The sequence below is a fragment of the Salinimonas lutimaris genome, assembly GCF_005222225.1.
In the GTDB taxonomy this organism is placed as follows: domain Bacteria; phylum Pseudomonadota; class Gammaproteobacteria; order Enterobacterales; family Alteromonadaceae; genus Alteromonas; species Alteromonas lutimaris.
The window spans coordinates 814,976-829,104 of record NZ_CP036536.1 but is presented as its reverse complement, the minus strand read 5'-3'; the positions used below and the strand labels follow the sequence as shown (position 1 = coordinate 829,104).

Below are 14,129 nucleotides of genomic sequence, written 5' to 3'. Positions count from 1 at the left end.
AGAAACTGTTTAGATGTTCCGACGTTATTTACAAGTGACAAAGCCTGGTATCATCATGGGCAATCTCATCTCTGTTGCCGGGGGCTTTCTACTAGCCTCACGTGGTGATGTAGATGGCGTGCTGATGGTGGCAACTCTGCTAGGCCTGTCATTGGTAGTGGCATCAGGCTGCGCGATCAATAACTGTATTGACCGTGACATTGATGCCCGTATGCAGCGCACCCGCACCCGGGTCACAGTCACGGGCGAAATGTCGCTAAAAGCGGCACTGGCCCATGGTATTGTGCTGGGCATTGCCGGGTTTGCACTGCTGGTAGCCTACACCAACGCTGTTGCTGTATTTTTTGCAGCATTGGGCTATGTGGTTTATGTAGGCATTTACAGCTTGTATATGAAACGGAACTCAGTTTACGGCACACTGGTTGGCAGTCTTTCCGGGGCTGTTCCGCCAGTGGTAGGCTATTGTGCAGTCACTGCACAGTTTGATGCAGGTGCGGCCATCCTTCTGGTGATGTTCAGCCTGTGGCAAATGCCTCACTCTTATGCCATCGCTATCTTCCGTTACAAAGATTACGAAGCGGCAAACATACCGGTACTGCCGGTAGCTCAGGGCATTGAAAAAGCTAAACTGCATATTGTTTTATACATCGCAGTATATGCTCTGGTCACCATGCTCTTACCACTAAGTGGCTATACCGGCCTTGGCTTTATGGCTGTGGCAGCGCTGACCAGCATCTGGTGGCTGATTATGGCATTGCGCGGATATCGTAGTGATGTGGATGTGACTGGCTGGGCACGTCAGGTGTTTGGTTATTCCATTTTGAACATTACGATCTTAAGCATTGCTATGGCAGTGGATTACCACACAGTGGCACCGCAGCTGTTTGCGTTTCAGTAAAACCTGTATATAAGAAAAAGGCTCCATTTCGGAGCCTTTTTTGTATCAGTTGCTTTTACTGCACGGTCAGTCTTCGATAACCTCATACTGAATAATCTCGCTGTCCAGCACAATGTCCGACGCCTGCGACCCAAACCGGGTGAAATGCTCAGCGTGAAAATGTGAATCCAGCGCAGCTTTATCTTTCCATAGTTCAGTGACCACTAACTGAATTTTATCATCCAGCTCCCGTCGGGCCAGATCATAGCGCTCACAGCCAGACTCCTGTCTGGAATGAAATTGTAATGTTTTCAGTGCACTGACCAGGTGCTCTTCGTTGTCGGCTTCACAATGAAGCGTGGCAATAACTGCAATCATAGATATCCTCCATTTTGATGGCGCACAGTGCACCGAATCCTGTTTATTGATACGCCATGAAAGCAAATCTGATTGGTTTAAATAAACTTTTTATATCTGTAGATTTTCCAGATAGAAGTTTGCCATCAATGGTAGGTTGGCACTGCCTATGGACTGGGCTTTTGGTCCGATTACGCCCGGACTTGCGTTAATCACATGTAAGCCACGCCAGTCATATTGTTCCAGCTTCTGGTTTATTCTCTCAACCAGATGCTGCTTCACCAACTCAGGCAAAGCCCCGTCGATCAACGCACGTTGCAAGTCGAGCACTGACTGGGTGGTTACTATGGCTTTAGCAATGCCATCAGCGGCTTTTTCAAGCCAGGGGGTAAGCACCTCTTCATATTCAGACCAGTCAGTTGTCAATGAATGCAGAGCGTTTTTTTGGCCCGCATCCAGTTTACTTTCCAGCAGATATAATGAAGCCAGCTGCAACAGCTGCTCGGAGCGTCCCTGTTCATTGCGAAGGGGCAACGAGCCAAACGCACCAGCGTTGTTATTAAAGCCGGTAAACAGCTGATTATTGATAACCACGCCGCCGCCGACAAAGGTGCCGACAAAGAAGTACATAAAGTCTGACAGCCGCTCAGGGTTACCGAAGGTCAGCTCCGCTGAGCAGGCCGCAGTGTCATCATTACAAATATACACCGGCATATTCACAATGGCGCCCACATGCTGCTGAAAATCAAATGCCTGCCATTTTTCCAGTTCAGACTGATCTGCGCCTGACTCTTCCACCCAATTCCAAATTTCAAACGGCGTGGCAATACCCAAACCGGCAATCCGGCTTTGTTGTTCATCAGACAAGCTTACCGTCAGCGCAGAGAGTCCCCGCTCCAGGAACATTAATAAGGCATCAACAGTTGGATAGGCAAAGCGCTCGCTGAGAGTGGCCTGTACCACGCCGGCAAAATCAACCAGCGTTAAGTCAAAGCTACGCCGGCCTATTTTCAGCCCTACCCCGTAGGCGCCTTCCGGATTCAGACCAAATGGCACAACGGGCTGGCCTACGCGTCCACGCTGAGGTTTGCCCCGACTGACCAAACCAGCTTCTTCCAGCTTATTGATGATGATGGTGGCTGACTGGGCAGACAGGCCGGTCTGCTTGGCGATAGCCGCTTTGGGCAAGGCCTGTTCCTGTCGAATTAAGGTCAGGATCCGGCGTTCATTAAAATTGCGGATCGAGGCATGCCCTTTGACTTGATCGTTTTCTGTTTCGTTTTTGTGCGCCATTTACTTAGTTCGCTTCACTTTTTTCTAACACTTTTACAATTAATCATCGCACGCAAGTTATTGCACAACCAGTCATTTTCACCTTAAACATGCCCAGGGACCCTTATCAGTTGTTAAAATAATAAGTAAACAAAGTTGATTTATCAATTAAACTCAAAGATACTAGCACCCAATACGTTAACCATTAATTAACGAAACAGGTTAAAACGATGAAAAATACTACCTCTCTGGTCCCTCGGGACAAACTGCTGCAGTTTGCTTTGCTGGTTTTATGTTTTGCCGCATGGGGCACTGCTGCCAACATGACGGATCCGTTAGTTAAGGTGTTTAGCAAAACCTTTAACATGTCAGCGCTACAGTCAGCGCTGGTCCAGTTTGCCTATTATGGTGCCTATTTCTGCCTGGCGCTTCCGGCAGCTTTTATTAACAAACGTTTCTCTTTTAAAACCGGCATGCTGACCGGTTTAGGCTGTGCTGCTGTCGGTGCTTTTCTGTTTTATCCGGCCAGTCAGGCCATGACATACGGCTATTTTCTGGCTGCTTTATTTATTCTGGCCGGCGGTTTGTCCATTCTGGAAACCTCTGCCAACCCTTATGTTATGCGCCTGGGTAGTGAAAAAACCGCCACCCGCCGCCTGAACCTGGCTCAGGCATTTAACCCGGTAGGCACCAACCTGGGGGTGTTCCTGGCTGCGACCCTGATTCTGCCTAACCTGAATGCGGCTGACTCTGCAGCACGTTCTAGCATGGGCGCTGAAGAGCTTAAAGCTATTGTGAGTGATGAGCTGACAGCCGTAATGACACCGTACGTAGGAATGGCATGCTTCCTGGTTCTTATTTGGCTGGCTATTGCCCTGACCCGCTCACCCACATCTGACAGCAATGACGATAAGTCAACCAAGGTAGACTTTAGAGCCACTGTTGGCCGTTTGTTTGCCAACAAACACTATCGTTACGGCGTGATGGCTCAGTTTTTTAACGTGGGAGCGCAGACCTGTGTATGGACATTTACTATTCAGTATGTGATGGAAGCACTGAACACCAATGAAGTGACTGGTGGTGAAGTGTTGCAATACAGTATGATTGTGTTCCTGATCTCTCGCTTTGTCATGACCTGGCTGATGAGCCGCGTGCATCCGGCAAAACTGTTAACTACAATGAGCGTCATCGCTGTTGTACTGTGCGCTATTATGATGGCAACAAACAATATGACTGGCGTGATTGCACTGATCATGATTTCAGGCTGTCTGTCACTGATGTTCCCAACCATTTATGCGCTGTCACTAGACGGTCTGGGCGAAGACGCAAAATTTGGTGCAGCCGGTCTGGTTATGGCTATTCTGGGTGGCGCAATTATGCCATTATTCCAGGCTGCTATAATTGACTCAGTAAACACCGCGGTGTCGTTTATTGTTCCTGCGATTTGCTTTGCCCTTATCGCCGGCTACAGTTTATTTGATTTAAAGAAACGAGCGCAAGGCACTTCAGCTGCTGACGCCTTCGCAAAATAAGTTATCAGAGGTAGATATGAAGATTTTTTCTCTCGGTGAAGTTCTGGTTGATATGCTGGGTAAGCAGCAACCTGACGAAAATGGGCTGCTTCAGAAAGTGTTTCAGCCATTTGCCGGCGGAGCACCTGCGAATGTGGCGGTAGCCGTAGCCAAACTGGGAGGCCAGGCATCTTTGGTGTCAAAGGTGGGCGAAGATAACTTTGGTAAGTTTCTGTGTAAAACGCTGAAAAGCTACAAAGTGGATACCCAATACGTGGGGGTTTCAAAGGGCAAAACCGCTCTGGCATTTGTTGATTTGGATGAGCATGGCGAGCGCACTTTTGACTTTTATGTTGAAAATGCAGCGCAAAAAGACATTCAGATTGCCGATACCCAGGCTGTAGCATTAGATAATCAAAGCGTAGTGCATATGTGCTCTGGCTCTTTTTCTACCGACACCCTGGCAGGCAGTGCTAATGCGCTGATTGATAAGGCCAGAGATTCCGGCGCCTTACTGTGCATGGATATAAACTATCGTCCGGGTTTCTGGGCAAACCTGGATGGGGTTGAGCAGCACATTGCGCAGGCTGCCTCAAAGATGGATATTATTAAAGCCAGCCGCGAAGAACTGCTTGAGCTATATGGTGCCAATGACTCTCACGCAGTAATTGCACAGTGGTTGAAAGACGGTGTGTCGCTGGTACTGGTCACTGACGGTGGTAATCCGGTGGCTTATCATACCGCGAAATTTGACGGTACATTTGCGGTGCCTAAAACCCAGGTGTCTGATACCACCGCTGCCGGTGATTCCTTCATTGGTGGCGTGCTTTATCAGCTAACCAGCAGCATTGATAGCAGCGCAGCCTTTAGTGACTGGGCCAGTGATTTTGAAAATATCACCCGCGCACTGGACTTTGCGACCCGCTGTGGAGCAATTACCGTGTCCCGGTTTGGTGCATTTGATGCACTGCCCACTGCGCACGATATGAACTAACCACTCAGCATTGCAATGTCATTATTGAAAAAGCCGGTGTTAACACCGGCTTTTTTGTGTGCTTTTGTCACATTCGGGTGCAAAAGTGCAACACTAGTATTCTTATCGTCCCTCCCCCCGAATGCCTTTTCCTGTTACATAACTGGAGGCCGGTGTTTTTCCCTGCTTCTTAAAAAAATAAAAGTTTAAGTTATTTCAGTAAGTTGGCTAAAAGGCCATTCATTTAAGAAGCGTATCGGTCCGCAACATCAACCTATTTGATGACAGTTTTGCATGGGCTTTGCATAGGATATGTATACGTGTACATATCGGCTCGTTACTGAGGTATCTAAGATATACCAGAGTCACAGCCAGCCATTTTAAACTGACATCGGGCAGCGATGTTCACTAACAAGGATTGACGCTATGACTTCACTGTATAAAGGTCAGAATGTAGATTTTATTGTAGCAACTCACGGTGATGATACCGGTGCTCTGTCCCGGGTATCAGCTATTTCATCCGCTTTCCCGCTGGCCCGCATTGTGGTGGTAGACAGCTCCAGTGCTGCTCACAAACAGGCCTCCCGGTTAAAAGAAACCATTGAGTCGTTAGGTAAGCAGGCCAGTTATGTCGACTGTGATGTTAACTGCACCTATACCTGTTACCAGCAGGCAATGACTCACGTAAAAGGTGATTACCTGGTGTTTCGCACTACCGATAAATTACTGGATGAAAATATTACTGCAGAAGGCTTCGCTGAAGAGTTTGACGAGGATTTGGTGATGCTGGAGACCGCAACGGCTGAAGCCACACTAGATAAAGCTCTGTTCAAGCGTGAATTCATTACCTCTCATGCGCCGTTTTCACAGCCCGACGGCTTTGACGAAACGGCCTTTCTGGCTCAGGTACAAAAGCATGCCAGATGCCGGGTAGTGAGTGCAGCGGCCTAGCCCTTACTACCAGCGTCATTCAAACATAAAAAAACCGGCTCGATGAGCCGTTTTTTTATTAGATGACGCTACATCTTGTAGGCCACGGTAACATACCCAAAGCGGCCGATGTTATCGTAAGCACCATCAATGGCATCTGTACCGGTTGTGCCTACTGGCAATGCACGGTTAAACAGGTTATCTACCCCAACAGTCAGGCTCAGCCCGTTTTCGAAGTTATAGCCCACGGTCACATCCGTCACTGCATAAGATGGCAGTGTCATACGGTTGCTTGGGTTAGGATTACGCGCCAGCTCCTGATTGTCGTACAGGCTGGCACTTTCCAGATAACGGGTTTTCCAGCTTGCTTCCCAGTCACCTCGGCTATAGTTAACGGTAAATACACCCTGCCACTCCGATTCACCGGCAGTTCCGGCATACTGATAGAAGTCTTCCGGACTATCCTGGAATGGGTATTCTTTACGATCTTTGAGGTATGTAGCAATCAGACTGGTCCGGAACAGGCCTTCCAGTGCGTCGAAGTCGTAACCCAACTCAAAATCAATACCTTTGGCTTCCTGACCCGCGATATTCAGCGCAGAGCTGCGAATCTGGGTTATCTCACCGGTGCTCTCATCACGGCTAACCAGCCCACAATAGACATTATTAATACCGGTTGCAGAATCTACACAGCGATCCAGAATCGTCTGACCGTCAATGGTGGTAATGGCATCGGTCAGCTCAATTTCCCAGTAATCCACTGTGGCTGTGAAGCCGTCGAACCAACCCGGTGTGTAGACCAGCCCCACTGTTTTTGAAATGGATTTTTCTGCCTGCAGGTCAATATTACCGCTGTTTTCGCCTTCCAGCGTGGCAGAGTCATAGTCGGAGTTAAAGTCAGACGGTACGCCTAATGCCATACAGTTGGCAATACGCTGATCGGCATTGGCCAGGTCAGCCAGGTTTTCTGTACGACATGGATCATCCACCCGGAAAAACGTCTGGCTGGCTTCACCATATAGTTCGCTGATATTCGGTGCACGTAAGGCGGATGACTTGGTAGCACGCACCCGCAGGTCTTCATACACCTGCCAGTCCAGACCCAGCTTCCAGCTTTTGGCATTACCAATAGAAGAATAGTTGGCAATACGCGCCGCGGTATCAAAGGTCAGCATTTCCACGCCAGGCAGATCAGCTAACAGCGGAACCGTGATTTCGGTGAAAACTTCAGAGACATCGTATTCACCTTTGTCTTCGCCCAGCGCGTTGAAAAAGGTATTTTCAGCATTTTCCGGCTCATCGATTTCGCTTTTTTCTTTGCGGTATTCCACACCTGCGGCAAAGCCTATGTAACCGGCGGGCAATTCATAAATGCCAGCGTTGGAAACGGTTGCACCTGCGTTGTATTGCTCAATTTTGCTGGTACCCACTGAAGTTACATTAACGTAATTGATAGCGTCAGCAGAAGGCTGGCCAAAGCCCATGATATTCAGTGGCGCACAACCGCTTTCACTGCCAATAGCACAAACAATGTTGCCGTCTTCATCACGTACGGCATCCAGTGCGTTTTCAAAATTCACCAGGTTCAGGTTATTGCGGTTAGCGCGCTCCAACTCTGTTTTGCCGTAGTTAAGGAACGCTTCATATTCCCATACATCCGCAAATACACCTTCAATACCCATTACATAGCGGTAGGTTTCACGTTCATCCGCTTCGGTACGACGCCCCAGGTCAGTCATCATCCGGTTTAAGTTGATGGTATCCAGATCATTGGCATCCATATAAGCAGCAACGCTATCGTCCATGTACGGGTTGTCACGCTTGATGGTTGTTTCAGGATCGCCATAGAAGAATGCCGGCTGACCAACAGTAACTGCGCGGGTACGGGCATATTTTGCCTGAGCGTACACGGTGGTGTCGTTGTTGATCGCGTAGTTACCTTTAACATTCAGGTTGGTGCGATCAAATTCTGGCTGTAGCTGGGTAAACTGACGCAGATTGAATGAGTCGCAGTCTGCACAGAAAGGTCCGTCTACAACCTCACCAGTGTAAATTTCGTGACGTGAACCGTCGGCATTAAAAGACTGTGAGTTTCCGTCAAACACACCAGCATTATTAAGTGAATAATAGCCGGCATTGGCGGTGTAGATATTATCTGGATAAGCCGGAGAGTTTAGCTGCTCTGCGCTACGCTCGTACCCCATCACACTTTCAAAGCTCATGTTGCGGTATGGCGTGGCTGTCCATGGGTTGTCCAGGGCTTCCAGGGCTTCCTGAGAACTATACTCTGCAGCAAACGCAATATTGCCGCGGTCATTGTCAAAATTAAAACCGTACGACGCCTGATATTTATCGTTTTTGTAGCCGTTCTCCTGCGCAAACCCTGTGGTCGCGCTCATATCCAGCCCTTCAATATTCTTTTTCAGAATAAAGTTAACCACACCGGTTACCGCATCAGCACCATAAACCGCTGATGCACCGCCGGTAACAATTTCCACCCGCTCAATCCACGAGGTAGGAATGGTGTTGGTATCTACCGAAGCGGTACCGGCAGAAGAAGATACGTGACGTTTACCGTCGACCAGCACCAGTGTGCGGTCAGTTCCCATACCACGCAGGTCAAGAATATTCAGGCCGGCGGTACCGATAAACTGGCTTGAATTACTGAGTGAATAGGTGTTGGCCAGTGCTGGCAGTTCATTTAGCACCTCACCGATATTCATGGCGCCGGTGTTCATTAATGATTCACCGGAAATGGCGGTGACCGGAGAAGGCGCGATGGCCCCCTGACGGGAAATACGTGAGCCGGTTACCTGGATTTTTTCAACATTCGCACTGTCGGCATTGGTGTCCTGTGCAAGTACGTTGCCTGAAGTCAGAGCAGCACTACCGGCCAGCGCAAGCTGGACCGCGGTTGCAAGTTTTTTCATCGTCAATTCCTAAAGAGTTTATTTTTATAGGCTGGAACCTGGTTAAAAACCAGTCAGTCTGAATTGATTTTTTGTTTTTATTTTGTTCGCAATTCGGCGCGCATTTTAATTATTGAAAAGTCAAAAAACCAACATTTATCGACAGATAGCGGGAACTTTTTAAATTTTACTCAATTTTCATAAACTTATTAAATATAGAAAATTTTACAAGCGGATAAAAACAACACAAAATTTGAACAGGCGTTATAAAAATATACAAATTTAGTAAAAAATGCCTTATTAGCAGGACCTTATATTAAATCGTGTTGATTAACCTCTGACTTAGTAATGAAACGCTTACAACATGCTGCAAATAATTCTTCTTTATTTTGATTAATTTTAAATCAACACTCCGTATTGCAGCAACTCATCTTAAAAAACAAACTATTCGACATATAAAAATTAAATATTTCTGGAGGCACGAAGATTGATAATTAAATGTCGAAGTTATTAATAATTAGCTAACACGCACTATTTAATTTACGAGGACATATTATGAACACATCACTAAAACTGCTAACAGGTTTATCACTGACGGTCATGGCCAGTTCTGCGGCCTATGCGCAGGTCACCAATAACACTATTCAGGATCATGAAGGGTTTTATGTCGGCGGTAATTATGGCTACCTCAAAGTGGATGGTCAGGATGACTTTGATGACGATAACGATATGTGGCAAGGCCTGGTAGGTTATCGTTTCAGTCGCTATTTTGCGGTTGAAGGCAGCTACATTGATTTTGGTGACTATGGCACTGGCCTGTCCCGTGCTGACACCGATGGTTACACCGCCGCGGTGAAAGGCATGCTGCCGGTAACTGAAAACATTGCCTTATTTGTGAAAGGCGGTCAGTTATGGTGGGAGTCTGATTACGATGTACAAGGCTTGGGTGGCAGTTATGATGATGAAAGCCTGTTTATCGGGGCCGGTATCAACTATGCCATCACTCCCAACTTCAGCGTAAATGCGGAGTACACGATTTACGACGCTGATCTAGATGCGGACGAGCTTAGCGAAAACCTGAGCGATACCGACTTTGATACAGACCTGAAACAAGCCAGCCTTGGGGTTGAATACCGTTTCTGATGAGTCTGACCTGCAGTGCACTGTGTACTGCAGGTAAAATCTACAGGTTATCTATCATTTTCACCCTCTGCGATAATTCCCCCTTTTTCCTCATAAAAAATAAACCATACAATTCAGATACTTATAGAAAAACCATTCCCGCCATAGACTGGAATAAATCATGCAACTCCAAAGCGCATATAGTGCCATTACGTAATAACGCAGGAGGAAGTATGGACAATTCGGATTCGATCTTTAAACAGGGAGAAAACTGCTGGGTCAGTAATACTGCCACCTACGCGACCCCGCTGATCGACTGCGCCAACTATTACAAGGCATTGCACTCATCTATTGTAAAAGCCAAACATTCAATTTTCATTGTAGGCTGGGATATCGACAGCCGAATCCGGCTGATTCGTGGTGAAGATGAGAAGCGCTCTGAAGCGCCGTCGGTTGTCAGCGATTTGCTGGCTTGGAAAGCCGAACAAAATCCGGATCTGAAAGTATATTTATTGCGCTGGGATTCTTCGCTGGCCTTTTTTGCGCAACGCGAGATGTGGGCCAAAGAAGTTTGGGATGAAAAAACCCCGGATAATGTCGAAACCGTGCTGGATGACTCCATTCCGATGGGCGGCAGTCAGCACCAGAAAATTATTATTATTGATGATGAGGTTGTATTCTCTGGTGGCATGGATGTCTCGACAAATCGCTGGGACACTCGCGACCACCCGGTTATTTCTGCTGAGCGCGATGGTCCCGATGGTGAATATGGTCCGCTGCATGATGTGCAGGCCGTGTATTCCGGCCCACTGGTAAAAGAATTCGGAGAACTGGTTCGCTGGCGCTGGCTGCGGGTCGCTGAATCGCAGCCTATCGATATGCGTGAAGACGCCAAAACAGGTCTGGATGATGGACTGCCTGCTGCCTGGCCGGACGGCTTTGACCCCTGGTTTGAAAATGTAACCTGCGCGCTGTCCCGTACCATTCCTTTTATGGATGAAGTTGAGCCGGTACAGGAAGTTCGTCACATGCTACTGGATCTGATTGATCAGGCAGAGCGGGTTATTTATATAGAGAATCAGTTCACCAGCCGTCAGGAGATCGCCGAAGCCTTAAACCGTCGTTTGAAAGTCTGCCCGGACCTTCACGTCATCATCGTCAGCTCGTATGAACCCAAAGGCCGCTTTGAATGTGAAGCGTTCTGGGCCAGTCGAATCGAATTTAAAAAGATTTTGTGTAATGGTATTGATGAAGACCGTGTAATCATGACCTACTCATCAATCACTGATGAACAGGGCCGTACAGCCTACAAGCGTATTCACTCCAAAGTGACGGCGATTGATAACAAATATCTGGTGATCGGTTCGTCGAACCTGAGTAATCGCTCAATGACCCTGGATACCGAAATTGATACGGTTTATTTTGGTAACAACGAGTATAACCAGCGCCAAATTGAAAAAGTCAGGGATGATCTGCTGGCCGAGCATACCGGACGGGATCTGCCCACTACCGCTAAGCTGATGCAGGAAGCCAATCCGGCCCGGGCCGTGATTGAAGGCCAGATGGCTCACGGCTATATTCTGACGCAGGTTAATGATGAGATTTTTACCGATCAACCTGCCGACAACCTGTATCGCTCATTCTCCGATCCAGAAGAGCCACTGATTGCTATGCCAACGCTCGACGGTACCGCTATGCCGGTGAAAAACCCCCGTCGTCGCACCATAATGATTGGTCTGGGTGTCTTGTTTGTCGCCATTCTGGGTGGACTGATGTACTGGGCCAGCCAGTCAATAGAATGGTTAAGTTCAGACAGTATCAATGCCTTTTTAGAAGAAAGTCGCGGCACCTACTTTGCCCTGCCTACTGTGCTGCTGGTGTATCTTATTGGCGGCCTGCTCTTTTTCCCGGTCACAGTGTTATCTATTGCTGTGGCAGCGGTATTCGGGCCGATTTGGGGCCCTATTTATGGCATATTAGGTGCATTACTCAGTTCAGCCTCCATGTTTGGAGTCGGCAAAGTACTGGGCAATGCTGGCCTGAAAAAGATTGGCGGACCCAAAGTTGATGCAGTTGATCAGAAACTGAAGCAAAGTGGCGTGGTCGGTGTGGCTGCTATTCGTATGCTCCCCATTGCACCGTTTAGTCTGGTAAATCTGGTGGCCGGCATTTCTTCTATTGGTCTGTTTCAATTTCTGGCCGGTACGTTCTTGGGGATGTTCCCGCCAATGATCGCAAAAGGTCTTGTGGGAGACTCCCTGACGCATATTTTCCGTAATCCATCGCCAGAGACGATCAGTTATCTGGTCGGAGGAATTATTCTGTGGGGATTAATGATCTGGGGATCTCAGAAGTTTGCCCGCTGGTATCAGGAACGCAAACAAAAAGACAAGGCGAAATCTAACGAATGTGTCGCATAATTAGCTACAACATACACAGTGGCGTAGGACGGGATAAAAAACACGACTACCGCAGAATTGGCAATTTTCTGGCCGAGCGTAACGCAGATATTGTTCTGTTACAGGAAATGGATACCCGTCCTGCCGAACGCTCGGTGACGCAGGATATCAGGGATATCTGTGTAGGCAATATTTATACACTGGTGCCATCACCGGCACTGACCGAGGACACCGGCTGGTACGGCAATGCCGTACTTACCCGCTTTCCGGTTATCAGCAATCAGACCGTGGATGTCAGCCAAAGTGGTTTTCAACCACGCAACATTCAAACCGTTACCGTGGAAACTCCGCAAGGTCCGCTGACGATAGTCAACACCCACAAGGGGTTAAAAAAGCATGAAAGACGTTCTCAGTTTGCCATGTTACATGAATATATTATGGCCCGGCTGAACAGGGTACCGACCCCTCTGGTGCTCGGCGGTGACTTCAACGAATGGCAGTTTTTTACCAAGGCATTTCATCAGATTGATGATGTATTGCGGCCTCACCCAGTCGGGGCGACTTTTCCCAGCCACTTTCCGGTATTTTCGCTGGACCGGATATGGACAACACAGGACATCAGAATCAAACGTATTCGCCGGCTGAAAAACGAGCGAACCAAAGTGCTGTCCGATCATTTACCAGTACAACTGGATATTCATATGCCGCCGGCAAAAGCGCCCGCCGTCACACGTGCAGCGGAGCCTCTACAGCGAAGAAATTACGCGTAAGCGGGCCGTGGGGCGGTGGTATGCCGGTCAGGCTCCTGGGCAAATGCCAGTTCCCCGCGCCAGTGATTGGCGCGTTGTTCCATGGCAACCACATCCTTGATGACATCCATCATTTTAAGCATGGCATTGCTCAATGGTCGACAACGCCGGGTCGCCATAAGCACACCTCGGGTCATTTGCGGCGCGGTGATTTTAATTGATTTTATCAGGCCGCTGTCTTCTAAGTGAAACATCGCCGATGATGGCAGAATCATTAACCCCTCACCCTGCATCACCTGACGCAGTCCGGTCATCAGGTGTCCGCTGTACGCCCGGTTGTGTTTAAGAGCAACCGATGTGGTACGTTCATACATGGCAATCAGCCGGCCCAGCGCATCTTTATCGCCTGGCGTCAGTAGCTCAAACTGGCTTAGCTCCCAAAAGTCGATGGTCTGACGGTGTTGCAGTGCCGGGTACTGTTCACAGGCTTCGCCCTGCCCCACCACCAGATACATATTTTCTGTTATCAACGGAGTGCAGCGCATAGTACTGACAGAGATTTCCTGTTCATAGGTGATCGCAATGTCTATCTGATTTGTTTCCAGCCACTCTTTCACGCTGTATGACGGGCCAGTGCTGATTTCCAGCGTCAGTTTGGGATAGCGCTGACTAACCTGCTCAATCAGTGCCATTGACAGTACATTATTAATCGACGGCAGCATCCCGATACGCACCCGGCCGGCTTGCTCACTGACCAATTGCTGCAACGCCTGACGGGTGAGCTCAATTTCGTTGAGCATCACTTCGGCATGGCGGGCAAATATGGTACCGGCCGGGGTTAGCGATACGCCTTTAAAACTGCGCTCCAGTAATGCTGCGCCCATTTCCCGTTCCAGATTAACCAGCTGCTGACTGATAGCAGGCTGCGCAATATCCAGCTCACGGGCTGCCGCTGCAATACTGCCTTTTTCCACTGTTACAGCAAAATAAAGCAATTGTTTTGAATTCATTCCGATTTCAGCCCTGAAAG

Annotated in this window: 11 protein-coding genes; 7 read left to right on the top strand and 4 right to left on the bottom strand. The window is 48.3% G+C overall.

Going from position 1 to position 14,129, the window contains the following annotated elements; translation table 11 throughout:
• The first annotated feature begins 13 nt into the window (after window positions 1-13).
• Window positions 14-898 (top strand): heme o synthase, encoded by an 885-nt coding sequence (cyoE, locus tag EZV72_RS03555; protein ID WP_137165941.1) that lies wholly within the window; start codon window positions 14-16, stop codon window positions 896-898.
• 66 nt (window positions 899-964) lie between these two features.
• On the opposite strand, the gene EZV72_RS03550 is transcribed toward cyoE, so the two are convergent.
• Together EZV72_RS03550 and EZV72_RS03545 are read right to left on the bottom strand one after the other, a co-directional pair.
• Window positions 965-1,255, bottom strand: a complete 291-nt coding sequence (locus tag EZV72_RS03550) for a putative quinol monooxygenase (protein ID WP_137165940.1) — start codon at window positions 1,253-1,255, stop codon at window positions 965-967.
• 90 nt (window positions 1,256-1,345) lie between these two features.
• Window positions 1,346-2,527 carry an ROK family transcriptional regulator gene (locus tag EZV72_RS03545; RefSeq protein ID WP_137165939.1) on the bottom strand — a complete coding sequence of 394 codons (1,182 nt, stop codon included), beginning with the start codon at window positions 2,525-2,527 and terminating at the stop codon, window positions 1,346-1,348.
• A 209-nt stretch (window positions 2,528-2,736) separates the two neighbouring features.
• Here EZV72_RS03545 and fucP point away from each other — a divergent pair, with 209 nt between their 5' ends.
• From fucP to EZV72_RS03530, 3 genes are all read left to right on the top strand, one after another.
• A complete protein-coding gene (fucP, locus tag EZV72_RS03540; RefSeq protein WP_137165938.1) occupies window positions 2,737-4,038 on the top strand; it encodes an L-fucose:H+ symporter permease in 1,302 nt (433 codons plus the stop codon).
• Between the two features lie 16 nt (window positions 4,039-4,054).
• Window positions 4,055-5,011 carry a carbohydrate kinase family protein gene (locus tag EZV72_RS03535; RefSeq protein ID WP_137165937.1) on the top strand — a complete coding sequence of 319 codons (957 nt, stop codon included), beginning with the start codon at window positions 4,055-4,057 and terminating at the stop codon, window positions 5,009-5,011.
• Window positions 5,012-5,416: 405 nt separating this feature from the next.
• Window positions 5,417-5,941 (top strand): hypothetical protein, encoded by a 525-nt coding sequence (locus EZV72_RS03530; RefSeq protein ID WP_137165936.1) that lies wholly within the window; start codon window positions 5,417-5,419, stop codon window positions 5,939-5,941.
• 68 nt (window positions 5,942-6,009) lie between these two features.
• Here EZV72_RS03530 and EZV72_RS03525 read toward each other — a convergent pair whose 3' ends face one another.
• Window positions 6,010-8,850 (bottom strand): TonB-dependent receptor plug domain-containing protein, encoded by a 2,841-nt coding sequence (locus tag EZV72_RS03525; RefSeq protein WP_137165935.1) that lies wholly within the window; start codon window positions 8,848-8,850, stop codon window positions 6,010-6,012.
• A 534-nt stretch (window positions 8,851-9,384) separates the two neighbouring features.
• Between EZV72_RS03525 and EZV72_RS03520 the strand changes: the two genes are divergently transcribed.
• From EZV72_RS03520 to EZV72_RS03510, 3 genes are all read left to right on the top strand, one after another.
• On the top strand, window positions 9,385-9,972 hold the full coding sequence (locus EZV72_RS03520) for a porin family protein (protein WP_137165934.1): 588 nt from the start codon (window positions 9,385-9,387) through the stop codon (window positions 9,970-9,972).
• Window positions 9,973-10,184: 212 nt separating this feature from the next.
• Complete coding sequence (locus EZV72_RS03515; protein WP_137165933.1) at window positions 10,185-12,371, top strand: VTT domain-containing protein; 2,187 nt, start codon at window positions 10,185-10,187, stop codon at window positions 12,369-12,371.
• Window positions 12,359-13,120, top strand: coding sequence for an endonuclease/exonuclease/phosphatase family protein (locus EZV72_RS03510; RefSeq protein ID WP_137165932.1), 762 nt, complete (start codon window positions 12,359-12,361; stop codon window positions 13,118-13,120). Before EZV72_RS03515 ends, EZV72_RS03510 begins: the two co-directional genes overlap by 13 nt.
• Here the strand turns inward: EZV72_RS03510 and EZV72_RS03505 are convergent.
• Window positions 13,111-14,109, bottom strand: a complete 999-nt coding sequence (locus EZV72_RS03505) for a LysR family transcriptional regulator (protein ID WP_137165931.1) — start codon at window positions 14,107-14,109, stop codon at window positions 13,111-13,113. The two genes, EZV72_RS03510 and EZV72_RS03505, sit on opposite strands and share 10 nt — an antisense overlap.
• Window positions 14,110-14,129 lie beyond the last annotated feature (20 nt).

What these genes read in the sequence shown, in the direction of transcription:
- cyoE (WP_137165941.1), top strand. Translation starts at nt 14, where the DNA reads ATGTTCCGACGTTATTTACAAGTGACAAAGCCTGGTATCATCATGGGC.
- EZV72_RS03550 (WP_137165940.1), bottom strand. Translation starts at nt 1,255, where the DNA reads ATGATTGCAGTTATTGCCACGCTTCATTGTGAAGCCGACAACGAAGAG.
- EZV72_RS03545 (WP_137165939.1), bottom strand. Translation starts at nt 2,527, where the DNA reads ATGGCGCACAAAAACGAAACAGAAAACGATCAAGTCAAAGGGCATGCC.
- fucP (WP_137165938.1), top strand. Translation starts at nt 2,737, where the DNA reads ATGAAAAATACTACCTCTCTGGTCCCTCGGGACAAACTGCTGCAGTTT.
- EZV72_RS03535 (WP_137165937.1), top strand. Translation starts at nt 4,055, where the DNA reads ATGAAGATTTTTTCTCTCGGTGAAGTTCTGGTTGATATGCTGGGTAAG.
- EZV72_RS03530 (WP_137165936.1), top strand. Translation starts at nt 5,417, where the DNA reads ATGACTTCACTGTATAAAGGTCAGAATGTAGATTTTATTGTAGCAACT.
- EZV72_RS03525 (WP_137165935.1), bottom strand. Translation starts at nt 8,850, where the DNA reads ATGAAAAAACTTGCAACCGCGGTCCAGCTTGCGCTGGCCGGTAGTGCT.
- EZV72_RS03520 (WP_137165934.1), top strand. Translation starts at nt 9,385, where the DNA reads ATGAACACATCACTAAAACTGCTAACAGGTTTATCACTGACGGTCATG.
- EZV72_RS03515 (WP_137165933.1), top strand. Translation starts at nt 10,185, where the DNA reads ATGGACAATTCGGATTCGATCTTTAAACAGGGAGAAAACTGCTGGGTC.
- EZV72_RS03510 (WP_137165932.1), top strand. Translation starts at nt 12,359, where the DNA reads ATGTGTCGCATAATTAGCTACAACATACACAGTGGCGTAGGACGGGAT.
- EZV72_RS03505 (WP_137165931.1), bottom strand. Translation starts at nt 14,109, where the DNA reads ATGAATTCAAAACAATTGCTTTATTTTGCTGTAACAGTGGAAAAAGGC.